Origin of the sequence: Enterococcus sp. BWT-B8, from assembly GCF_020567625.1 — a bacterium.
In the GTDB taxonomy this organism is placed as follows: Bacteria; Bacillota; Bacilli; order Lactobacillales; family Enterococcaceae; genus Enterococcus_L.
Map to the genome: position 1 here is coordinate 40,681 of NZ_JAJDJV010000012.1, position 21,567 is coordinate 62,247.

Here is a 21,567-nt window from a genome sequence, read left to right on the forward strand (position 1 = left end):
TACTTTTATCCTACGTATTGCTGTCTGAGAGTTCTTTCAGAGCGTGATTTACAGCTTTCCGTACTTGTTCAAAGCCAGTTCCACCCAAAGAATTTCTACGTTTTACTGCTGTTCGGGAAGCCAAAGCATCATAAATGTCTGCCTCAATTAATGGGGTAACGTTCTGATACTCTTCTAGTGGTATGTCTTGTAAGTAGATGCCTTGTTTTGTGCATTGGAGAACCAGTTTGCCGACTATTTCATGTGCCTGACGGAAAGGCATTCCTTTGCCGGCAAGATAGTCAGCCAGCTCAGTGGCATTGGAAAAGTCTTTTTCAGTTGATTTCTCCATAATATCTGTATTGATTTTCATGTTTTGAATCATTCCGGCCATTATTTCCAGACTGGTTAAAATGGTATGAGCGGTATCAAACATTCCTTCTTTATCTTCCTGCAGATCTTTATTGTAAGCCAGAGGCAACCCCTTCAGGACGGTTAGCAGACCGAATAGATTTCCAAATACCCGCCCAGATTTTCCGCGGATTAATTCCGCCATATCCGGATTTTTCTTTTGAGGCATGATGGAACTTCCTGTAGAGAAAGTATCTGTCAGTTCGATAAATTGAAATTCATGACTGCACCATAAAATCAGCTCCTCGCAAAAACGTGAAAGATGCATCATCATAATCGAGCTGTTGCTTAAAAACTCCAAAATAAAATCCCGATCACTTACACCATCCAAGCTATTTTCATAGATGGCAGAAAAGCCTAGTTCTTTAGCTGAATACTCCCGATCAATCGGAAATGTTGTTCCAGCCAAAGCGGCACATCCTAATGGAGAAATGTCGATTCTTTTAAGGCTTTCTTCAAACCGTTCCTGATCCCGTTTTAACATGCCATAATAAGCCATTAGATGATGGGCAAAAGAAATAGGCTGTGCGTGTTGTAAGTGAGTATAACCAGGCATAATTGTCTCGATGTGCGCCTCTGCTGTTTTTACCAGCACCTTTCGGAAAGTTCGGATTTTTTTGATGGTTTCCTGAACAATATCTTTTAAGTACAAATGCATATCTGTAGCAACTTGATCATTTCGACTTCTGCCTGTATGTAGTTTACCGGCAACTGCACCAATCTCCTCATGAAGAAAGGTTTCGATATTTAAATGAATGTCCTCGTTTTCAATACTGAATTGCAAGTCACCCTCTGTCAGTTTTTTTTGAACAGCAAGCAGCCCTGTTTGTATATCAGTTGTTTCCTGCTCGGTGAGAATTCCTGTATGGCCCAGCATCTTTACATGTGCCAGACTACCTAGGATATCCTGTTTTGCCAAAGCCTGATCAAAGGAGATGGATGCGCCGAATTCATCGATCCAATTTTCACTTTGACCTTCGAATCTTCCGCCCCATAATTTTGTCATAATGGTCACCTCTGTAGTTAATCAATTTTTTTCAATAAATGAAAGAAGCGGTTTATCTTCGGATTGTAGATAAACCGTCTGCTTATCCTGAAAGCAAAACTGGAGCATCATGCTTTAGTTTAAAGTATATAATCATGCTGCTGTTTGACACTAATGTAATCAGTCAAAAAAGCTGAACATGATTATGAATAAAACTTCTTGCAGGACTCATTATTTTTATTCCACAGAATGAAAAGGAGCCTCTCTGAATGCAAGTATCGAAAAGATATGTTGGATAACATTATTTACAGCGCACTGCAAAGGTTACCTCGCCGAATAAATCTTATTCTTCTTTTTGCAGTTTTGCCTGTACCTCTGCATTTACTTTTGTTGGCAGACCCCATAGCTTGATAAATCCTACAGCAGCATCCTGATCAAAGGTATCTGCGGAAGTATAGGTTGCCAATTCTTCGTTGTATAAGCTGTTTGCAGATTTTCTTCCCTCGACGATTGCATGTCCCTTGAAAAGCCTAATGCGGACAACACCATTAACATACTTTTGTGTCTCTTTTAGGAAAGCAATCAATGCATCTGTTAATGGATTGAACCAAAGACCATCATAAATAACTTGTGATAGTTGATTCTCGATGATTGGTTTAAAATGAGCAACCTCACGAACAAATGTCAGATCTTCCAATTCTTTATGAGCAGTCATTAAAGTAATTGCTGCAGGACATTCATATACTTCTCGGGATTTGATTCCTACCAGACGATTTTCCACGTGATCAATACGACCGATTCCATGTTTTCCGGCTAACTCATTCAAATGTAAAATCAGCTCTGATAAAAGCATATTTTCACCATTAATTGCTGTAGGTACACCTTTAGCGAAAGTAATTTCAATAATATCAGCCTGATCGGGTGCATTTTCCAGACTGGCAGTCAGCTCGTAGGCTCCTTCAGGCGGTGTTGCCCAGGGATCTTCCAGTATGCCGCATTCATTTGCCCGTCCCCAAAGATTTTGATCGACAGAATAGGGGTTGTCTAAATCAGCTGGAATAGGAACCCCTTTTTCTTTTGCATAATTAATTTCTTCTTCTCTTGACCATTTCCATTCCCGAACAGGAGCAATTACTTTTAGTTTGGGGTCCAGCGCATTGATTGCAACTTCAAAACGAACCTGATCATTTCCTTTTCCTGTACAACCGTGAGCAATAGTCGTTGCCCCTGTTTCATGAGCCAGCTCAACCAGTTTTTTTGCAATGAGCGGTCTGGACAGAGCGGATACCAATGGATAAGATTGTTCATAAAAAGTGTGTCCTTGTAACGCAACTAAAACAAACTCTTGAGAAAACTCTTCTTTTGCATCAATGGTATAGGAAGCAGAAGCCCCCAATTTTACTGCTTTATCTTTAATAAAGTCCAAATCCTTTTTTTCGCCTACATCCAGGCAGCAGGCAATGACATCATATCCTTCGTCCACCAACCATTTCACTGCAACGGAAGTATCCAATCCTCCAGAATATGCTAATATTACCTTTTCTTTCATCTAAAACGACTCCTTTATTAATATCAAAATGAATTGTTTTTATCATATCAGATTAAAATTCAAAAATCAACAATTTTATATAATAAATATGCAATAAAATGCTCGAAAACAATAAAATATGCATTTTATATCAGTGGTTGAAAAAATAAAGGATTTTTTCTCCGTAATGTTTAGAAATACCAAGACTTAAGTGGAGACAGATTTTATTTACATAGAATGAAGTGCATTTTTCTTGAAAATCAGCTGGATTACTCTTTTTCTATCCGCTGAAAATGTTGATATGTCAACATGCTTAGAAAGTTTGCGTGATGATCATCCATTTGCTTATTTTCTTTTCTTGTGAAAATGGTATGCTTTTTCTATAGTGAAAACAGAAGGAGAAAAGAATGGATTTAGGAAACCGATTAAAGGAAAAGAGAGCAGCATACAATTTTACACAGCAGGAACTGGCAGACAAAATGCATGTCTCCAGACAGACGATTTCTAACTGGGAAGTAGGTCGGAGTTATCCGGATATTGAAAGCCTGATTCAGCTGAGTGAATTGTTTTCTATCTCTTTGGATGCATTATTGAAGGGAGATAAAAAAATGGTTACTAGTTTAAAGAGAAAAAACATATGGGAAGTCCTGTATATGGTTGTAATCAGTTCATTGGCAATCAGCAGCATTATTTGTGCGGGGCTTGATTTTATTTATACTCAGGAACTGACATGGTCTCTCATTGTTTTCAGCGGATGCTTAATTGTCGGAGGAGTTGCAACGGTGCTAAGATATGCAGGAGAAAACCGACTGATTAAATGCGGCGGCATCGTAACTGTTTTGATTGTACCGCTGCTGCTGGCAATCGCAGGAATTAACCCTCATATAGATCTGACTCAATTATTTAGAGTCACAGCTGTTTGGGTAGTTTATGTATGGATACTGATTGCTTTGTGGAAATACACGTCCATAGGCTTTTGGTGGTTAATTAGTGCTGTACGGTTGTTAAGCTTTGCCGGAGAATACGGAATGCTTTTATTAATTAAGGACAGTTTGACACTTGTTGAATTTCTGATGAGTAATATCGTTGAAATTGCTTTATTTGGTCTTTGTGCTGTTTGCGGGCTGATAAAAGTTGATGGTGGAAGAATGGATAAAGCTTTGAGAGAATATAGGTACCGGCATTAAATATACCAGCGGAAAATACGAGTTTTGTCTATCCAATTGCTTGAAAAGAAATCAACAGCTAGCTGAAAAATAGCATGTTGGTTTCTTTTTGTGCTGGATATACGCTTTGGTGAAAAGTTAACCTTCTTTGTATAGAAGAAACTTCAAGTGAAAAATACAAATGCCGAATAATAGTTTCTCTGCATTTTTTTTGCCTTCTAAGAATATGTTATACTTTTATACGAATGTGGTAAGAAATGATTGAATCCAAGATAAAAGCAACGGAATACTGTAAAAATGAGAATAAGTTTTGCTGCAGCATACATTTATTTGTTGATTAATCGCTGGTAAGGCTAGCTGTATTGAAAAAGTGATTGCAGAAAAGAAATGGAGTGCAAGTTAAATGTTTATAAAAAAAGATTTTACTGTTTTTGAAGTTGAAGGTCTGGATGAAAGAATGGTTGAGATTCGCAGTCGGATACAACCGAAATTCCAGAAGCTGGATGACTACTTTGCTGCTGAGCTGGGAAAAGATCTGGATACAACATTTTATGTTCATATTGCACAGCATCGTCGTCGGACGGCATATGCACCTGAAAATACATGGTCTGCGCTCAGCCGGAAAAAAAGAGGCTATAAAATGGAGCCGCATTTTCAGCTGGGTATATGGCCGGATTATTTATTTATGTGGTTGTCTCTGATTGACAATCCGAAAAATGAGCAACAGATTGCTCAGGCATTTTTAGATAGTTCGAAGTTGTTTGATCTGCTGCCGGATGATTTTTATATTTCATTGGATCATACACAGCCGAATGTCGAAAAGCTAGGAGAAGCTGATCTGGAAAAAGGGCTGGTTCGGTTTAGGGACGTAAAAAAGGGCGAATTTCAAATTGGGCGAATTATCAGGAAGGATGATCCTCTGTTGAAATCTCCAAAGGAAGCACAGAGGTACATGCTTGAGACCTATAAAAAGCTGCTGCCGTTGTACCAGCTTGCTATGGAACAACATTGCAAATGAAAAAGCACTTAAAGATGAGACAAGATAACGAGTCTGTGAAAACCCAGGTTTAGATAGTTATAACGCAGACTGGTTATTGTTGATTCTAGTTAAACTGTTTTGTTGGAAAAACCAGCTTTTAGCTGAGCTGTCTTGTATCTTTACAAGGGGTTGACATGACATAAAAGAAGAAGCACAAAGAAATCTACTGTTTGATTTCTTTGTGCTTCTTCTGGATTAGTCACTGGTTATTGCAGCCCAATTTTATTTAATGGAAAGAAACGGAAGAAAATTACACCTTTAATATCATCCTGATCAACAAAGCCGAAATAACGGCTGTCGTCAGCGATCTGACGGTTGTCACCTAGAACAAAATATTTTCCTTCAGTAACAGTGCTTGTTTGGGTTGCTGTCAGAGTTTCCAAAGAAAAATCTGGAGTTAATGCTTCTTCGTCAGGCATATCTACCTTAAATTCGTCTAAATAATCTTCATCATAAGCTTTATCATTGATATATAACTGATCATTTTCATAACGAATTGTATCACCGGGAAGACCGATCACTCTTTTTACCAGCATTTTTCCATTTCTGGGACTGATGAATGTCACATTATCAAAACGGCTGGGCTCGACAAATGTCATCTGCCAAAGACGATCTGATTCATGATAAGTGGGCTCCATTGAATTTCCCAACACTTCGACTGGATTAAAAATAAATATTCTTAAAAGGAAAACGAGACCGAATAGGACTACGAGTTCTATTATAGTACGCAATATTTTATGCTTCTTCACTACTATCCCTCCATGCTTTTCCTCTTAAGTATACCCTCTTTTTTACTATCTGTGAACCGATTTTTCAGAATTCAGCATGGCAGCCGGTAATCTGTTTCGTATTAAAATACCAAGATAGGCTGCAAGTACAGCTTTTATTATCCCTGGAATAATAAAAGGGATAAAGCCGCCTTGAAAGGCTGGAAGCCAGTCTGTTCCTCCATATATTTTCAGCCATAATGTACCGAAAATAAGTGTGACCATAGCCCCGATAATATTTCCTAAAACTGCCCACGTATAATTGAAGGACTTGCGTTCCATCACTGTTCCTGTAATAAGACCATTGAAAATAAAACCAATTAAATAGCCTCCTGTAGGACCAAGTAATGCTGCAACACCGGATTTCATTCCAGCAAAAACAGGCAAACCGATTAAGCCTAGGAGCAAATAGATTAAAATAGCGTAGGTGCCAACACGTCGACCTAAAACGGTTACTGCCAAACCTACTGCTAATGTTTGCCCTGTAAGAGGAATAAGACCTGTTGGAATAGTTAGTTGTGAAAATATAGCGATAATAGCAGCGAACTCTGCAGCCAGAATCATGGAACGTAAAGAAGAATTCATAATACACCTCATCGTCAACTTATTTTTTATATTGGTTAACGAAAATTATATAGGAAAGTTAGAATAATGTAAAGCCCAATCTTGTAAAAGAAATAAACTGGTTTTTTAAGGTGAATAATTATCCCATTGTATTGAATAGATAATTTTAACGGAAGAGAAGGAGAAAGAGGGAGCGACATGCGTTTAGTATGGAATGAAATTGTTCATTATAAACTAAGATGCAGCTTGATTGTTAAAGTGATATTTTTAATAGACTATCTGGTGTCCTTTTTAACCGAATCGGCTTATGGACTTACTCAGGACTATTGAATGGTACTTGATAAAAGGGTGAGTGAAGGCAATAGCGTTTAAACAAGCCGGAAAAAGCTTTTTAGATGGAGATGCTGCAGTTACAGCATTGAAAAAGACAGAGTTTTTTCTGGAAAAAAGGAAATTTACTGCAGTGATTGGTCTAAGCGGCTGAAGCCGGTTGATAAAGTAAAAAGGAAAGAGGCGGCAACAAGGAGATTCAGGAATTGCTGGATCAGCTGGGAGTAGGTAATTTGGGAAATGAATATCCTGACGAAATGAAATAGCTGGCGAAGGGCATCTACGGAGGACAATTGCAATAGCCCTTTATAACGTCCCTTTGATTGTTTTGGCGGATAAACCAACCGTCAATCTTGATTCTGAAAAGGTGCTTGAAATTATCAAAATTCTTGCAAAGGAAAAAATAAAGCAACAATTATAGTTACCCATGACGATCTGCTTGAACAGCGTGATCAATTCGTTGTAATAAAGGCTGGTGTCCTGTCAGCGTGCAATGAATAAACACTGAAAAAGAGATATAAAAAATAGACGTGTGCAGGGACAGCGGTAAATGGTTGTGGTCTTCTCTGCATGTGTCTATAAATTTTTTACTAAAAAATTATTCTCAGTACTTGCTTCCAACCGTCCATTTAAAAGAGCAGTATTGATGGCAGCTACGCTGAGTAAATGGATTGCTGAAAAAAGAATTTGGGTATCTGTCAGGCTGTTTACCTGAAGCAGTTGGGTCGCCTGACTCGTATCTTTCAGAGATCTTCAGAGAATTAAAATGACTGTATCTTCTAAATGTTTTAAATGCTGAACGTTTGCTTGAAGCAACTCATCTGTCAGTAGACCTGTTTGCTTTTTTGAAGCAATGCACAAATTTTTTTCATTCTGCAGCTCTTTATATATTAGGCGAAAATAAGCGATTTCAGCTTGGAAAACGGTAGCCAGCCGATTGTCCCGTGTTGATCTTTTACCAGCGCCCATTCATAAACAACTTCGATTAATTCGACGATACTGTTTTCTGTTGCTATCAGCTCTGTCGGGTTATATTCTCTGGTTAAAGTATCACCATCAATATAGTCCACAGGGAAATATGTATCATAGCCTTCAATTGTTCCACCTGTCCAATTATGATAATGCTCGCAGAGTGTAAGGTTTGTCACTATGGTTCCTTCCGAAAATGTCGGGAATACCCCTTCTCCCAAGTGCCTTTCAGTGACCACCAGTTTCATATAATCCTCTCCTGTCTGTTTTTACATTCATTACCATTATAGGAACGTACGTTCTTTCTGTAAAGGTCTTTAGAATAAAAAATTCAAAAAATGAATAGAAAGTTATCTTAAATGGAAGAAGCTATCCTTTATTTTGGGATGTCTAAGGCTTTATGGAATATTTCTACTCGATATTTTAATGTGTGTCCTTTCGGTGTGTAATGAATAAAAAAACAGAAATAGAGGATTTTGTAATGAAAATAAGTGTAACCATGCTGGCTGCTGGATTTGGTTTGATGGTATATGGCGGATCAGCGGAAGTGCAGGGACGGAATGTTCAGCTACCTAATTTAACTTTAAATAATTACCTGAATCATAAGCTGTTGGAAGCATTTGTACGGAAAATCCGGAAGAAGACGGACGATATGGCAAGGTTCTAAACTATCTTTTCAATCAAGAGCTTACATTATTTGAGGTGAATACAAGCATTTATGATTTTGCCGGTCTGGAAGGTATACAGTATCTTCAGACTAACAAGAAAAACCTTGCCAAAACGGCAAGGTTTTTTGAATATTGTAAGATATTATAGAACTTGGTTGTAGAATTCAACGACAAGTGCTTCGTCGATTTCAGGATAAAGCTCTTCACGTTCTGGTAAACGAGTTAGGCTTCCTTCTAATTTTTCAGTATCGAAGCTCACAAATGCCGGACGGCCAAGAGTTGCTTCTACTGCTTCTTTAATTGCTGTATTGCTTTGAGATTTTTCACGGATAGAAATCACTTGACCCACTTCAACGTGGTAAGAAGGGATGTCTACACGTTTGCCATCCACTAAAACGTGACCATGATTTACTAACTGACGTGCTTGACGACGAGTAGTTGCAAGACCAAGACGGTAAACAACATTGTCTAAACGTTGTTCTAACAGGATCATGAAGTTAACCCCGTGCTTACCTTCTTTAATTTTGCTTGCTTTAACGAAAAGTGTACGGAATTGACGTTCGTTCATACCATACATATGACGCAGTTTTTGTTTTTCAGTTAATTGCATACCATATTCAGATACTTTTCCACGGCTGTTTGGTCCGTGTTGACCTGGTTTGTAAGGGCGGCGTGCCAATTCTTTACCAGTTCCTGATAGAGAAATACCTAAACGGCGAGAGATTTTCCAAGATGGTCCAGTATAACGTGACATTAAAAATTCCTCCAATAAATAATTTTTTTGGAGTAAAATAATCTTCTGAAAAATTCATATTCGTTCAGTTCATTCTTCAACCTTCACCTTTGCAGCCGCGGTTACGCAGTTGAACCCAGATCTACTGATCAAAATCATTAATGATGATTTGAGGCAACGAACTGTTGACGAACTATTATCCTTCTGCTGCATTATTTTACACGAATGATATTATACCTCAATAAAACCTGCTGCGTCAATGATTATCAACAGATTAGAAAGAAACTAGACAGAAAGAATGGCTAATTTATGAAATAAATCCACAAAAATCACTGGACAAATGGTTTCTATGTAATTAAAATGGGAGAGGATATTCTGAAAAGAATGATTGAAAATTATTTGAAAAGGAGCAGTAAATTGATGAAACCTGTATCTCCATTATTTGAACAGATCGATAAATCCATCAGTAAAAAAATGAACTTATTTGAAAACAGTTTCGTTCGTTATGCGTTTCGGGCAGTCCTTGCGTGTATGTTTTTATCTCTTGGAACAGCTGTAGCATTTGCTATCGCGATGAAAGGCGAGGATATTGCACACGGCTTGGGGAAAATTTTGTACGCATTTATGTTTAGCTGGTCTTTAGTAATGATACTTTATATGAATGCTGAACTTGGGACATCAAATATGCTGTATATGACTGTTGGTGTTTATCGTAAAAAAATCAATGTTTCATTTGCTGCAAAAATTTTATTTACTTGTATTTTCTTTAATTTAGTTGGAGGGGTAATTTTTGGTTTCTTAGTCTCTCAAACAGTTCCTTTTCAAGAGTTAGCGCCAGATAATTATATGCTGACTTCGATTTCCGGAAAATTAACTAAGGGTACAATGCAAATTTTAGTAGAAGGTATGTTTGCGAATATTGTGGTCAACACGGCAGTCTTGGTTAGCATGCGTATGAAAGATGATGCAGGTAAAATCGGCGCAATTATCTTCCTGATATTTATTTTTGCTTTCTTGGGATATGAACACGTTATCGCCAATTTCCCTGCGTTCACATTAGCGTACTTTGCTTCTCATGGAACGATGGCGGCGATGACTGTCGGAAATGTTGCGCATAATCTGTTTTTTGCCTTGATTGGGAACTTTATCGGCGGCGGTCTGGTTATGGGACTTGGCTATGCATGGCTGAACGATGTAGATACAAAATATTTAGATTAAAATAGAATGAAAGCTGGAGCTGAGATGAATTTTTGCTTCGGCTTTTTGTGTATTTTCTTGATATTTTGGGAATTTTAATGGTTAAAGGACAATCTGAATGAAATCCGTATAATTGATAAACAGTCTTTAATATGCTAAAAATGATGAGAGGCACCAGGCGAAATTGTTGGAGCTTTTAAGGATTAAAAATGAAAGAAAGCAGGCGGGACTAAAACTCCATGAAGAGAAAACTTTTTGCATTTGATATTGACGGGACGTTGTTGGGAACAGACAAGCAGGCGCTGGACAGTACAAGGGAGGCTTTGCACCAGCTTAGAAAACAGGGGCATTTAGTGACAATAGCCACTGGAAGAAGCCGATACATGGCACAGAAGGTTATTCTTGATTTAGAATTTCCTAACTATATTCTTTGTAATGGAGCAGCTGCTTTTTTAGATCATGAACAATACTATCAAAATCTGTTGGATGAAGAAGAACTGGTTCGTTTTTCGAAGGAACTGGAAGAGCAGGAATTAGGTTTAGCATATGTTGGGCTGGATGCAGTGAAAAAGACCAACAGTCATCGGCCGCAACAAGTTGTTGAAGCGATGCGCTCCATTGATTTTCATGATCTGGATTTTGATGAGCATTTTAATCAGTCGGCAGATATTTATCAGGCGCTTGCATTTTATGATCAATCATTGGAAGGCTCGTTTGAAGAGCTGTTTCCAAAGTTTCGTTTTGTCCGCTGGCATCCTGAGAGTGTAGATATTCTTCCACAAAACGGCTCTAAAGCAGCAACAATTCTAAACCTTGCTGAACGGGTAGGGATCGAACGAGAAGATGTTATCGCATTTGGAGATGGCGATAATGATCGGGAAATGCTGCGGGAAGCGGGAATTGGTGTAGCAATGGGAAATGCTGAAGCGCATATACAGCAGGAAGCAAAAATGGTCACAGATACCAATGATCAGGACGGCATCTGGAAAGCCTTGAAAGAATTGAAATTTGTCTAGTGTATGTCTGAAAACTCAAGCAGCGAATATTTTGATGATTTTTATAGGACTCCTCGTCATAAATACTCGCTTATGAACCACATCACATAAGCTGTGTTTTCTTGCTTGATTTTAATAAAAATCATTGGAAAATTCGAAGCCCACTAACTTTTCAGACACGCCCTAGTAATTATCGAATATAAAAGAATATTATGAATACAGATACTTTATCAGTTTCAGCTGATGAGGGATCTGTTTTTTTTCAGCAGGCTGCAGCTGATTTAGATAAAGTGTTGTTTGATGATTTTATGAAAAATCAGGTGCTAATCCCTATTTTTATTATCAGTTTTGCAGATAGAAAGCATTAGTTTTGGAAAAACTTGCTGCAAAGTGAGGAATTTTCCTTTTTCGATTGTATTATAAGTGGCACATGAAAAAGAGGTGAGGGAATGAATGAGAAATGAAACTGGGCGTTCTGATGTATGAAGAATATCTTTTTGGCATAAAAAATCTGAGTTGAAAGACTATAATATTAAACTTGAAGACAGCAGCTATGAAGTCTATGAGCGTGGGGAACGGGTAATTAAATTTACAGACCCTTCTGAAATATCTGTCAGGGAATTAAAAAATCAAAAGGTAAAGCTTCAGGAAGTCTAAACTGAGATAAAAAATAGTAAACTATCTCCGTTGAGCTTTAGCTTTTCGTATGAAAGCAACAGTGGAAAAGACAGCCAGATTGATTCTCTGAAACTTGAGATAAAAATGAAAGATGGAAGTATGAAAATCTACATTTGAAGATATTTTTGCTTTCAGCTCGGTACAGGAAGATGGCTTGAATGATATTCGTGTTGAGGGCGAGTATTTAGAACTGAACGATGTAGACAATGACAGTAAATTATCTATACTTTGTCGAAGCTGGTAAAGAGATGAGGTGTCGGCATGTTTTCTTAACAGTCTTTTTACAGGAGACAGGAGTAATGATTATTTTTGATAAAAAAATCTGATTGACAGACTGTGAGAAGCGTGTCAATCAGATTATAAGTAAAAATATGAATTTGAATCGGAATTATTCGATAATCAATACGCCGTCTTTCAAATTGAAGGGACTGTTTTCATTGATATGATCATAGAACATAATCCCGTTTAAATGATCAATTTCATGTTGTACCACAATGGCTTCATAATTTTTTAGCCGTATTTTCTGTTTTTCACCATTTGCATCAAAATAAGTCAGCGTAATTTTGCTGTGGCGCACAACGTAACCGGGGACTTCCCGATCTACTGATAGACAGCCTTCGCCTTCCGCCAGACAAGCATCCTGAACAGAGTGGCTGATAATTTTTGGATTGTACATGACAGCACTAAGGACCGGCTCTGGATTTTCCATATCTGAACTGGGAACATGGACAGCAATAATTCTTTTAGAAATATCCAATTGGGGAGCTGCGAGACCGACGCCGCCTCTTAATTCCAGTTCTTCCGCTTTTTCAGGGTCCTGACTGTTTTGCAGAAAGGTCATCATTTCCTGTCCCAGCTTAATATCTTCTTCAGATAGAGGCAATGCTGTTTCTTCTGCGACTTTGCGCAGGGTAGGATGCCCCTCCCGAATAATGTCATTCATCAAAATCATTCAGATGATTCCTCCTTTTATCATTAAAACAGTAAAAAGATTTTACTGGCAGTTTGAACATTTTGCGTAATTAAGTGTATCACAAAACAGAAAAAAATGGGGACTTTTCTACAGAAAACAAGGGTTTTTGTTCAGGGGGGCAGACAGCAGAGCAAAAGAATCAGAAGCGACCTGAAAGGTCAGACATTGAACAGAAGTATCTGAATAGCACAGGTTAGGAACAGCAGGTCGGGACAATTTTTCCGAGATTTGCTGTCTGTCGAAAAAAGAGAGAGCTTTTCACGTGTTTACGGTGTTTTTCCTTCGTTTTGTCTTGCATTTTGACATGCTATCCTGTAAAGTATAATCTGTGTGGAAACATACCGTCTTTTACTTGGTTGTACGAGTCACCAACGTACTACTCAGTATTTAGATGATTTTTTAGAAAGAGGTGGAAAATATGGTAATGTCAAAAGAACAGAAAAACCAAATCATTAGCGAATATGCTTTGCATGAAGGAGATACTGGTTCACCGGAAGTACAGATCGCTGTATTAACAGCTGATATCAATCACCTGAATGAGCATGCACGCGTTCACAAAAAAGATCACCATTCTTACCGTGGACTAATGAAAAAAATCGGTCACCGTCGTAACTTGTTAGCTTACCTGCGTAAGACTGACATCCAACGCTACCGTGAACTGATCCAACGTTTAGGCTTACGTCGTTAATCCAAAATATGAAAGTGGGATTCACCAGAATCTCACTTTTTTAGTCTGAGGTTGTGACAAAAGCGTCTAGTTCCGAGAACCAGATAGGCATGCCCAGCATCGAAGCGAAGCAATAAGAAGGGGTATCCGAAAATTGTCAAGGAGCACTATTTATGAAATGAATGGTTGTGGATTGATACGTAGTATTTCCGAGAGGTTGCCTGCGATTACTCATCGCACAAAAAGATTTGCTTCTGCGGTTCTCACTACGCTACACTACACTTCGTTTCGATCTCATCAATTTCTAAACGGCAAAGCCATTAAGAATTGAAGGACTTCGTTTCAATCTCATCAATTTCTAAATGGCAAAGCTACTAAGAATTGAAGGGCTTTGTTCCGATCCTCGAAATATCCAAAGAATGGAACATCGTTTATAAATAGTTGGGACTTATCTCAGTTAATAAGCATAAGGGGCCTGCGATCAATTCTATCGCTGTATTCCCAACTGTTCAGAAATAAAGTATCAGGTGTACTTTAAATAAAACTGTACCTTGAAGAGCCGGCCAGAACTCTACTAACCAAATGAAAGGATCTAATCCATTGGGTTTTTCCATTTGTTTAGTAGTGTCCCGCTTTTCAAAGGACAAGAAGGAGATTCAACATGTCAGAGAAACAAATATTTAAAACAACATGGGGGGGACGTCCCCTGCAAATCGAGGTTGGTCAGTTGGCAAAACAGGCAAACGGTGCAGTATTGGTTCGCTATGGAGATACCGTTGTATTGAGCGCTGCTGTTGCTTCGAAAGAAGCAAAAGATGTAGACTTCTTTCCGTTGACAGTGAATTATGAAGAAAAAATGTATGCAGTCGGAAAAGTTCCCGGAGGCTTTATTAAACGGGAAGGTCGTCCAAGTGAACGCGCTACATTGACTGCACGCTTGATTGACCGTCCAATCCGTCCAATGTTTGCAGATGGATTCCGTAATGAAGTGCAAATTACGAATACTGTGATGAGTGTGGAACAGGACTGCACACCGGAAATGGCAGCTATGCTGGGTTCCTCTCTGGCATTGGCTATTTCAGATATTCCATTTGACGGACCGATTGCTGGTGTGAATGTTGGTCGTGTAGATGGAGAATATGTGTTGAATCCAACGATTGAACAATCAGAAAAAACAGATATTGAATTAAGCGTTGCCGGAACAAAAAAAGCGATTAACATGGTTGAAAGCGGAGCAAAAGAAGTATCAGAAGAAGATATGCTGGGTGCACTGTTGTTTGGTTTTGATGCAATCAAAGAATTGGTGGCTTTTCAGGAAGAAGTTGTGGCAGCAGTCGGAAAACCTAAGATGGAAGTATCCCTTCTTCAGGTGGAAGCAGAACTTAAAAAAGAGATTTTTGACGGCTATTACCAAACAATGAAAGATGCTGTTATGACTGAAGAAAAACTTGCTCGTGAAGATAATATTGATGCAGTGAAGGATCAGGTGAAAGAAGTCTATGCAGAAAAATATGCAGATTCTGAAGAGCTCGGCCGTATTAACAAAGAAGTAAAGCAGATTGCTGAAGATTTGGAAAAAGATGTGGTTCGTGAATTAATTACTATTGATAAAATCCGCCCAGATGGCCGTAAGCTGGATGAAATCCGTCCGCTTGCCTCTGAAGTGGGAATTCTGCCTCGAGTACACGGCTCCGGTTTATTTACCAGAGGTCAGACTCAGGCGTTGTCAGTTTGTACTCTTGCCCCATTAGGTGAGCATCAAATTATTGATGGATTGGGTGTGGAAGACAGCAAACGATTCATTCATCATTACAACTTCCCTCAGTTCTCTGTAGGGTCAACAGGTCGTGCCGGTTCTCCAGGACGTCGTGAAATCGGACATGGTGCTTTGGGTGAGCGTGCAATGGCACAGATTATTCCAAGTGAAGCAGATTTCCCTTACACAATCCGTATCGTTTCTGAAGTACTGGAATCAAATGGTTCTTCTTCTCAGGCAAGTATCTGTGCCGGGATTTTAGCTTTGATGGATGCTGGTGTGCCGATTAAAGCACCTGTTGCCGGAATCGCAATGGGCTTGGTCAGTGACGGAGAAAATTATACGATTCTAACAGACATTCAAGGATTGGAAGATCATCTTGGAGATATGGACTTTAAAGTTGCGGGAACAAAAGAAGGAATTACTGCATTGCAGATGGATATAAAGATTCAGGGGATTACGGAACAAATTCTGAAGGAAGCTTTGGAACAGGCGAAGAAAGCCCGTATGGAAATCTTGGCAGAACTGACATCAACCTTGAGCGGTCCTCGTGAAGAGCTTAGTCAATATGCTCCGAAGATTGAAATGATTCAAATCAAACCAGCTAAAATCAAAGATGTCATTGGTAAAGGCGGAGAAACAATCAATGGAATTATTGATGAGACCGGTGTTAAAATTGATATTGATCAAGAGGGTAATGTAAGTATTGCCTCGGCAGATGCTGATATGATTAAGAAAGCAATTAAGATTATTGAAGAACTGACAAAAGAAGTGGAAGTAGGTCAGGTTTATCTGGGGAAAGTAGTGAGGATTGAAAAATTCGGTGCGTTCATTAACTTAATCAAAGGAAAAGATGGACTGGTTCACATTTCTCAGCTGGCCAATGAACGTGTGGAAAAAGTTGAAGACGTTGTAAAGCTTGGGGATGAAATCCTTGTTAAAGTAACGGAAATTGACAAAATGGGACGCGTGAACGTTTCAAGAAAAGCGTTGCTGAATGAAGAGAAAAAAGACAAATAGTATGGTTGAATAGATGAGGGGTGACAAAGCCCTTCGTGCGACGAGTAACCGCAGGAGCAAAGCCCTTCGTGCGACGAGTAACCGCAGAAGCATAAGCGTTCTGTCTCAAGAACCAAGTAGGTATCATGCATCATCTACTCTGACAACAAGGCGAAATATATAAAAATTGTTAAGGAAGCTTGTAGGGACGTGTCGCTTTGTACCGCCGTTTATTCGGGTTTAGAGATGAAGAGAGTTTGGAATTTTATTTCTGTCCCAAGCTCACTTCGTTCCGATCCTCGAAGAATGGAGGGGCTTTGCTTCTACGCTTCTACGAATGCTCATCGCATGTCTGAGGTGATCCTACGCTTCTTACGGGTGCTTGAATCATACAAAGCCTGGAACACCGTTTATTCGGCTTTAGGGAACTCAGACATACTAATGTCACGATCCTTTCTGCAGCTGGCTGATTGTTTGTCTTATACGAAGAATACATCAGCTTCAATCTTTTTTTGGAAAGCGAATGGGTCGGTTTAATCAACCTGTTCGTTTTTCATCTATTAATTGATAAAAAAAGTTAAAGAGCATCTTTGCGGCTCTTTTGTTCGCAGCTAAAAAGTGGTAAAATTAGTGCCACAGTTTGAAGACTATCTGAGGTGTCGGTGTGAAGAAATTTAATCCAAATAAAAATATAATTATTACTTTGATTTTAGTAATCATTGTGGTCACTGTAATCAGCTTGACTGCGGCGCAAAGAGCAAATAATGGAAAGGCAAATATTGTTCAATCTGCAGTAAACGATGGTGTCGGTATTGTTGACAAGATGTTTTCAGCACCTGCAAAAGCGGTAGCCAGCAGTTTGGCTTCATTAACAAATCTATTTAATACATATGATGAAAACCAGCAGTTGAAAGAAAAAATAGACAGTTATAATGAACTGGCAATTCAAAATGAGAATTATCAAAAAGAAATTGATTCGCTGAAAGAAGAAATCGGCTTAAATGAAACCTTGACGACTTATGAAAAAGTCACAGCTAATGTAATCAGCCGTTCGCCGGATACTTGGCAGGATATCATGATTGTGGATAAAGGCAGCAACGCCGGTATTGAAGTGAATATGGCTGTCCTTTCTCAAAAGGGATTGATTGGGCGGGTAATTGAGGTGAACGGTTTTTCTTCCAAAGTGGAACTGTTGACTACCAAAAATCAAAATTCCAATCATTTTCCAATACGTGTCAGTACTGACAGCGGGGATTCTTATGGGCTGCTGAAGGAATACGATGATAAAGAAAAAGCTTTGGTTGCAACACAATTGACAGGTGATTCAGAGATAAAGGTTGGCGCAGTTGTCCAGACTTCCGGGTTAGGAGGAAACTCTCCAGCTGATCTTCCGGTGGGAATTGTGGAGAAGGTAGAACCGGATAAATACGGACTTGACAGAGAAGTGTATGTTAAACCCTATGCAGATATGTATGATATTAAATTTGTGACGATCATTCAAAGAGCGGCAGGTGGAAATGAATGATTCCAAAAGATAAGGTAAAGTACTATGCGCCTTTCATTCTTTTTTTCCTGATGCTGACGGATGGTCAGTTGACAATGTGGGCAGAGAATCTGGTGGATAATGTTTATTTTCCGAGTGCTCATTTTCTGTTGTTAGCTTACGTAACGATGATTCCAAATTTAACGAAACGATATGTCATTATCAGTTCAGTCATTCTTGGTTTGATTTGTGACAGCTACTATATCGGTGTTTTGGGAATTTATACGGTAGCCTTAACGGTTACTGTTGTGCTGATGTATACTTTTCAAAAAGTTTTGGACACAAATATTCCGACTGCCTTTTTTGGAATGGTAATTTTTGTTACCTGCTATGAATTGATTTCGGTTGTACTGCAAATGATTTTCCGATTGTCAAATGTTGGACCCATCATTTTTATTACCAGAACGCTCGGACCGACTTTGTTATTTAATATGCTGTTATTTGTACTATTTTATTATCCGTTAAAGAAGCTATTCTCTACAGCATAGTTTCTTTTTTTGTTTTCGGAAGAATCTTTCGATGGGGGGGGTATGCTATTTAATGTGCCCTTGGAAACATTTTTGTAATATTCATTATATATATATGACATATATTTGTGTTACAATTGTATTGATACTGAAAAAAAAGTAAGCGAAATAATTGATTTTAATTAATAGATAGACATATTCGGAGGAGTACATTCGTGAAAAATAATCTGATATCAACTTTACTGGTCTGTTCGTTGGCTCTGACCGCAGTCTCTTTGCCTGCAGTTGCTACAGCAACGGATGTGGATGCTCAAATCACAGAACAGAATCAAAAAATTGATGCATTAAAAACAAAAGAAGCAGAAGCAGAACAGGCGTTGGCTGAGATTGAGACTGAAATGCTGGCAACAGCAGAAAAAGTGGATAAGCTCAGCGAAACTAAAGAACTGCTTACAGAAGAAATCAAAAACCTTTACAATGAAATTTCTGATTTAAATGTGCGTATTCAAAAAAGAGATGTTCAAATGCAGAAGCAAGCCAGAGATGTGCAAGTCAGCGGAAATGGTACAAGCTATCTTGAAGTTATTCTGAATTCAGAATCTCTTTCTGATGCCTTGACTCGCGTTCAAAGCCTGACTGCATTAGTTAACGCCAATAATGACTTACTGGATCAGCAAACAGAAGATAAGGCTGAAGTAGATGATAAGACAAAAACAGTTGAAAGTCAGATTTCTGTTTTGGAAACAGCTGTTAAAGAGTTGGATAAAAAGACAGCATCACTGGAAACTTTGAAAATTCAGCAGGAGATTGCCAAAAATGAGTTGGAAGCAGAACGGGCAACGGAAGAAAGTAAAAAGGCTGAATATACTGCCCAAAAAACAGCTGCCGAGCAAAAACTGGCAGAGCAGGAGGCTGAGCAGAAGCGGATAGAAGAAGAGAAGGAAAAGCTGGTCCAGGAAATTCTTGCTCAAACTGAAAGTATGAATATTATCGAAGAAGATGGTACAACTTCTGCTATACAGAAGCCTGCCCAATCAACATCAAAGTATGATGACACAGACACAGCAATGCCTGGAAGTGCCAAAAATGTTTCCGCTGCAAAACAGGCGGTAGTAAGTGCTGCACTGGCAGATTGCGGCAACAGCTATCCAACTGGCTGGGGTGCCCAGGGCGAGTGCCTTGTTTCAGTTCGACGCTGGTTATCTGCAGGGAATATTGGTTTTGCTGTCGGTGGTCCTCACAGCGGATATGTGGCTTCAGGGGCAGTTCAGATCTCGTGGGCCGATGTACAGCCCGGAGATGTTGTTCAATATGAAAATATCTATAGTCCAGAAGGCTGGATTGGCGGAGTTCATACTGTATTGATTGTAGGTGTGGAAAATGGAATCGTCCAAATTGTAGAAGCTAATAATCCTGGCGGTTCTGGCTATGTTTCGACAAATAAAAACTGGAGACCTGCGCCTCCAGCTAATTTTAGAGCAGTTGTATGGCGTTTTCCGGGATAACGGGATAAGGAATAATTAAATAGGATAAAGCAAAGGGGATTGTGATAAACACTTATGAGGGCTTTTGACCTCATGAGTGTTTATCACAACCTCTTTCTTATTTCGATATTTGAAACAATTTTGTAATGTTTCTATTATCTGTATGACATAGGAGTATGTTAAACTGATAAAGTCAATAATTGAGAAAAGAAAATTATAACTTTAGAGTTTAACTTTAAATAATTTGCCCGGAGGAATGAATAGTGAAGAAACGCGTAATCCCAATGTTAGTATTAAGTTCATTAGTACTTTCAACAGTAGGACCTTCTGCAACTGCATTCGCAGATGATGTTGATTCAAAAATTCAACAACAGGAACAAAAAATCAGTGGACTTAAAGCTCAAGAAGCATCAGTACAAACACAAATCGCTTCTTTACAAAATGAAATTGCTGAAATCGTAACACAAGCAGATCAACTGCAATTAGAACAAACTGAATTAAGAGAACAGACAGCAGCATTAGCAGCTGAAATTGCTGAATTAACTAAACGGATTGAAAAACGTGAAGTTGCTATTCAGGAACAAGCGCGTGACGTTCAAGTGAACGGAAGTGCAACTAGTTATATGGATACTGTTTTAGCAGCGGAATCATTTTCTGATGCTATTACTCGTGTTCAGGCCCTGACAACAATTGTCAGAGCAAACAATGATTTAGTACAGCAGCAAAAAGATGATCAGCAAGCAGTAGAAGCTAAAAAAGCTGAAACTCAAGAAAAAAGTGCTAAAATCGAAGAAAATCAAGTAGCATTAGAAGCTCAAAAAGGTGAAATTATTAAGTCACAGCTTGATTTGGAAGTATTACAAGCAGGTTTGTCTGCTGAGCGTGCAACTGCAGAAGATCAAAAAGCTGCGTTTGTTCAACAAAAGGCAGAAGCAGAAGCACAACGTGCACTGGTAGCCCAACAGGAGGCAGCAGCTAGAGAAGCAGCTGAAGCTGCCGCGGCGACTGCAGCAGAACAGTCAACTGTTGAAGAAAATAATAGTACAACAGTTGCAACTGAAGATGTTGGGAATACAACATCAGGTAATTCAGGAAGCAATAATAATACTAATAGCGGTGGGAACAATACGAATTCAGGTAATGGAGGTGTTACGCCGACACCAACGCCAACGCCAACACCAGATCCTGCACCGACACCAACACCAACGCCCGATCCTACACCTGCTCCTGCACCGTCAGGCGGTTCAGCAGTTTCTGTAGCGATGGCACAAGTAGGAAAATCTTACGTATGGGGTTCTAAAGGACCAAACAGCTTTGACTGTTCAGGGCTTGTCTATTACGCATTTATGACTGCTCAAGGTCGTAATGTGGGTGGCTATACAGTGGCTCAAGAGGGTGCCGGAACACGTATCGCAGTTTCAGAAGCTCAAGCAGGAGACTTGTACTTCTGGGGATCACCGGGCGCTTCTTATCACGTAGCGATTGCATTAGGCGGAGGTTCATTCGTTCATGCAGCTAATCCTTCTCAAGGGGTACGTGTAGATTCAGTAAGCGGATGGGCGCCAAGCTTTGCAGTACGTATGTAATTCAAATTAATTAGTCAAAAAGATCTGGAATTTTTCCAGATCTTTTTTTGTCCAATAATTTGTATTTTGTTGTTATTTACCTG

General features: G+C 39.0%; 21 protein-coding genes. 14 read left to right on the forward strand and 7 right to left on the reverse strand.

The features are described 5' to 3' along the window. Window positions 1–10: 10 nt before the first annotated feature. Window positions 11–1,396 (reverse strand): argininosuccinate lyase, encoded by a 1,386-nt coding sequence (gene argH, locus LI951_RS11505; protein ID WP_229442269.1) that lies wholly within the window; start codon window positions 1,394–1,396, stop codon window positions 11–13. 322 nt (window positions 1,397–1,718) lie between these two features. Continuing rightward, complete coding sequence (locus LI951_RS11510) at window positions 1,719–2,924, reverse strand: argininosuccinate synthase (protein WP_229442270.1); 1,206 nt, start codon at window positions 2,922–2,924, stop codon at window positions 1,719–1,721. 386 nt (window positions 2,925–3,310) lie between these two features. Here LI951_RS11510 and LI951_RS11515 point away from each other — a divergent pair, with 386 nt between their 5' ends. Further along, window positions 3,311–4,090 carry a helix-turn-helix domain-containing protein gene (locus tag LI951_RS11515; protein ID WP_202066281.1) on the forward strand — a complete coding sequence of 260 codons (780 nt, stop codon included), beginning with the start codon at window positions 3,311–3,313 and terminating at the stop codon, window positions 4,088–4,090. Between the two features lie 382 nt (window positions 4,091–4,472). Beyond that, entirely contained in the window at window positions 4,473–5,087 is a 615-nt protein-coding gene (locus LI951_RS11520) for a DUF1054 domain-containing protein (protein ID WP_229442271.1), read from the forward strand. Window positions 5,088–5,314: 227 nt separating this feature from the next. On the opposite strand, the gene lepB is transcribed toward LI951_RS11520, so the two are convergent. Further along, the gene (lepB, locus tag LI951_RS11525; protein WP_229442272.1) at window positions 5,315–5,857 is read right to left on the reverse strand and encodes a signal peptidase I; all 543 of its coding nucleotides are present in this window, start codon (window positions 5,855–5,857) and stop codon (window positions 5,315–5,317) included. A 45-nt stretch (window positions 5,858–5,902) separates the two neighbouring features. After that, the gene (locus LI951_RS11530) at window positions 5,903–6,460 is read right to left on the reverse strand and encodes a biotin transporter BioY (protein ID WP_202066300.1); all 558 of its coding nucleotides are present in this window, start codon (window positions 6,458–6,460) and stop codon (window positions 5,903–5,905) included. Between the two features lie 177 nt (window positions 6,461–6,637). Here LI951_RS11530 and LI951_RS15135 point away from each other — a divergent pair, with 177 nt between their 5' ends. Beyond that, entirely contained in the window at window positions 6,638–6,769 is a 132-nt protein-coding gene (locus LI951_RS15135) for a hypothetical protein (protein WP_267491730.1), read from the forward strand. A 22-nt stretch (window positions 6,770–6,791) separates the two neighbouring features. After that, on the forward strand, window positions 6,792–6,923 hold the full coding sequence (locus tag LI951_RS15245) for a hypothetical protein (protein ID WP_324254788.1): 132 nt from the start codon (window positions 6,792–6,794) through the stop codon (window positions 6,921–6,923). Between the two features lie 736 nt (window positions 6,924–7,659). On the opposite strand, the gene LI951_RS11540 is transcribed toward LI951_RS15245, so the two are convergent. After that, complete coding sequence (locus LI951_RS11540; RefSeq protein WP_202066302.1) at window positions 7,660–7,986, reverse strand: hypothetical protein; 327 nt, start codon at window positions 7,984–7,986, stop codon at window positions 7,660–7,662. Window positions 7,987–8,219: 233 nt separating this feature from the next. Between LI951_RS11540 and LI951_RS11545 the strand changes: the two genes are divergently transcribed. Next, a complete protein-coding gene (locus tag LI951_RS11545) occupies window positions 8,220–8,405 on the forward strand; it encodes a hypothetical protein (RefSeq protein WP_202066304.1) in 186 nt (61 codons plus the stop codon). A gap of 143 nt (window positions 8,406–8,548) precedes the next feature. On the opposite strand, the gene rpsD is transcribed toward LI951_RS11545, so the two are convergent. Then, a complete protein-coding gene (gene rpsD / locus LI951_RS11550) occupies window positions 8,549–9,160 on the reverse strand; it encodes a 30S ribosomal protein S4 (RefSeq protein ID WP_229442273.1) in 612 nt (203 codons plus the stop codon). A gap of 399 nt (window positions 9,161–9,559) precedes the next feature. Here rpsD and LI951_RS11555 point away from each other — a divergent pair, with 399 nt between their 5' ends. The 3 genes from LI951_RS11555 (at window position 9,560) to LI951_RS11565 (ending at window position 11,699) form a co-directional block, all read left to right on the forward strand. Continuing rightward, entirely contained in the window at window positions 9,560–10,357 is a 798-nt protein-coding gene (locus LI951_RS11555) for a formate/nitrite transporter family protein (protein WP_202066313.1), read from the forward strand. 218 nt (window positions 10,358–10,575) lie between these two features. After that, complete coding sequence (locus LI951_RS11560; protein ID WP_229442274.1) at window positions 10,576–11,352, forward strand: Cof-type HAD-IIB family hydrolase; 777 nt, start codon at window positions 10,576–10,578, stop codon at window positions 11,350–11,352. A gap of 191 nt (window positions 11,353–11,543) precedes the next feature. Next, complete coding sequence (locus LI951_RS11565) at window positions 11,544–11,699, forward strand: hypothetical protein (RefSeq protein WP_229442275.1); 156 nt, start codon at window positions 11,544–11,546, stop codon at window positions 11,697–11,699. 698 nt (window positions 11,700–12,397) lie between these two features. On the opposite strand, the gene def is transcribed toward LI951_RS11565, so the two are convergent. Continuing rightward, window positions 12,398–12,961, reverse strand: coding sequence for a peptide deformylase (def, locus tag LI951_RS11570; RefSeq protein ID WP_202066319.1), 564 nt, complete (start codon window positions 12,959–12,961; stop codon window positions 12,398–12,400). 439 nt (window positions 12,962–13,400) lie between these two features. On the opposite strand from def, the gene rpsO reads away from it, so the two are divergent. From rpsO to LI951_RS11600, 6 genes are all read left to right on the forward strand, one after another. Further along, window positions 13,401–13,670 (forward strand): 30S ribosomal protein S15, encoded by a 270-nt coding sequence (rpsO, locus tag LI951_RS11575; protein WP_202066327.1) that lies wholly within the window; start codon window positions 13,401–13,403, stop codon window positions 13,668–13,670. A 640-nt stretch (window positions 13,671–14,310) separates the two neighbouring features. Beyond that, entirely contained in the window at window positions 14,311–16,425 is a 2,115-nt protein-coding gene (gene pnp / locus LI951_RS11580; protein WP_229442276.1) for a polyribonucleotide nucleotidyltransferase, read from the forward strand. Window positions 16,426–17,068: 643 nt separating this feature from the next. Next, the gene (mreC, locus tag LI951_RS11585) at window positions 17,069–17,929 is read left to right on the forward strand and encodes a rod shape-determining protein MreC (protein ID WP_202066332.1); all 861 of its coding nucleotides are present in this window, start codon (window positions 17,069–17,071) and stop codon (window positions 17,927–17,929) included. Beyond that, window positions 17,926–18,435, forward strand: coding sequence for a rod shape-determining protein MreD (mreD, locus tag LI951_RS11590; protein WP_202066334.1), 510 nt, complete (start codon window positions 17,926–17,928; stop codon window positions 18,433–18,435). Before mreC ends, mreD begins: the two co-directional genes overlap by 4 nt. A 194-nt stretch (window positions 18,436–18,629) precedes the next feature. After that, entirely contained in the window at window positions 18,630–19,919 is a 1,290-nt protein-coding gene (locus tag LI951_RS11595) for a coiled-coil domain-containing protein (protein ID WP_229442277.1), read from the forward strand. Between the two features lie 242 nt (window positions 19,920–20,161). Beyond that, entirely contained in the window at window positions 20,162–21,484 is a 1,323-nt protein-coding gene (locus LI951_RS11600) for an NlpC/P60 family protein (protein ID WP_229442278.1), read from the forward strand. Window positions 21,485–21,567: the final 83 nt, after the last annotated feature.

Bases quoted from the DNA above. Each gene is read 5' to 3' on its own strand.
- LI951_RS11520 (WP_229442271.1), top strand. From the start codon at position 4,473: ATGTTTATAAAAAAAGATTTTACTGTTTTTGAAGTTGAAGGTCTGGAT.
- LI951_RS11545 (WP_202066304.1), top strand. From the start codon at position 8,220: ATGAAAATAAGTGTAACCATGCTGGCTGCTGGATTTGGTTTGATGGTA.
- LI951_RS11530 (WP_202066300.1), bottom strand. From the start codon at position 6,460: ATGAATTCTTCTTTACGTTCCATGATTCTGGCTGCAGAGTTCGCTGCT.
- LI951_RS11510 (WP_229442270.1), bottom strand. From the start codon at position 2,924: ATGAAAGAAAAGGTAATATTAGCATATTCTGGAGGATTGGATACTTCC.
- LI951_RS11540 (WP_202066302.1), bottom strand. From the start codon at position 7,986: ATGAAACTGGTGGTCACTGAAAGGCACTTGGGAGAAGGGGTATTCCCG.
- rpsD (WP_229442273.1), bottom strand. From the start codon at position 9,160: ATGTCACGTTATACTGGACCATCTTGGAAAATCTCTCGCCGTTTAGGT.
- LI951_RS15135 (WP_267491730.1), top strand. From the start codon at position 6,638: ATGCGTTTAGTATGGAATGAAATTGTTCATTATAAACTAAGATGCAGC.
- def (WP_202066319.1), bottom strand. From the start codon at position 12,961: ATGATTTTGATGAATGACATTATTCGGGAGGGGCATCCTACCCTGCGC.
- pnp (WP_229442276.1), top strand. From the start codon at position 14,311: ATGTCAGAGAAACAAATATTTAAAACAACATGGGGGGGACGTCCCCTG.
- argH (WP_229442269.1), bottom strand. From the start codon at position 1,396: ATGACAAAATTATGGGGCGGAAGATTCGAAGGTCAAAGTGAAAATTGG.
- mreD (WP_202066334.1), top strand. From the start codon at position 17,926: ATGATTCCAAAAGATAAGGTAAAGTACTATGCGCCTTTCATTCTTTTT.
- LI951_RS11555 (WP_202066313.1), top strand. From the start codon at position 9,560: ATGAAACCTGTATCTCCATTATTTGAACAGATCGATAAATCCATCAGT.
- rpsO (WP_202066327.1), top strand. From the start codon at position 13,401: ATGGTAATGTCAAAAGAACAGAAAAACCAAATCATTAGCGAATATGCT.
- LI951_RS11560 (WP_229442274.1), top strand. From the start codon at position 10,576: ATGAAGAGAAAACTTTTTGCATTTGATATTGACGGGACGTTGTTGGGA.
- LI951_RS11565 (WP_229442275.1), top strand. From the start codon at position 11,544: ATGAATACAGATACTTTATCAGTTTCAGCTGATGAGGGATCTGTTTTT.
- LI951_RS11515 (WP_202066281.1), top strand. From the start codon at position 3,311: ATGGATTTAGGAAACCGATTAAAGGAAAAGAGAGCAGCATACAATTTT.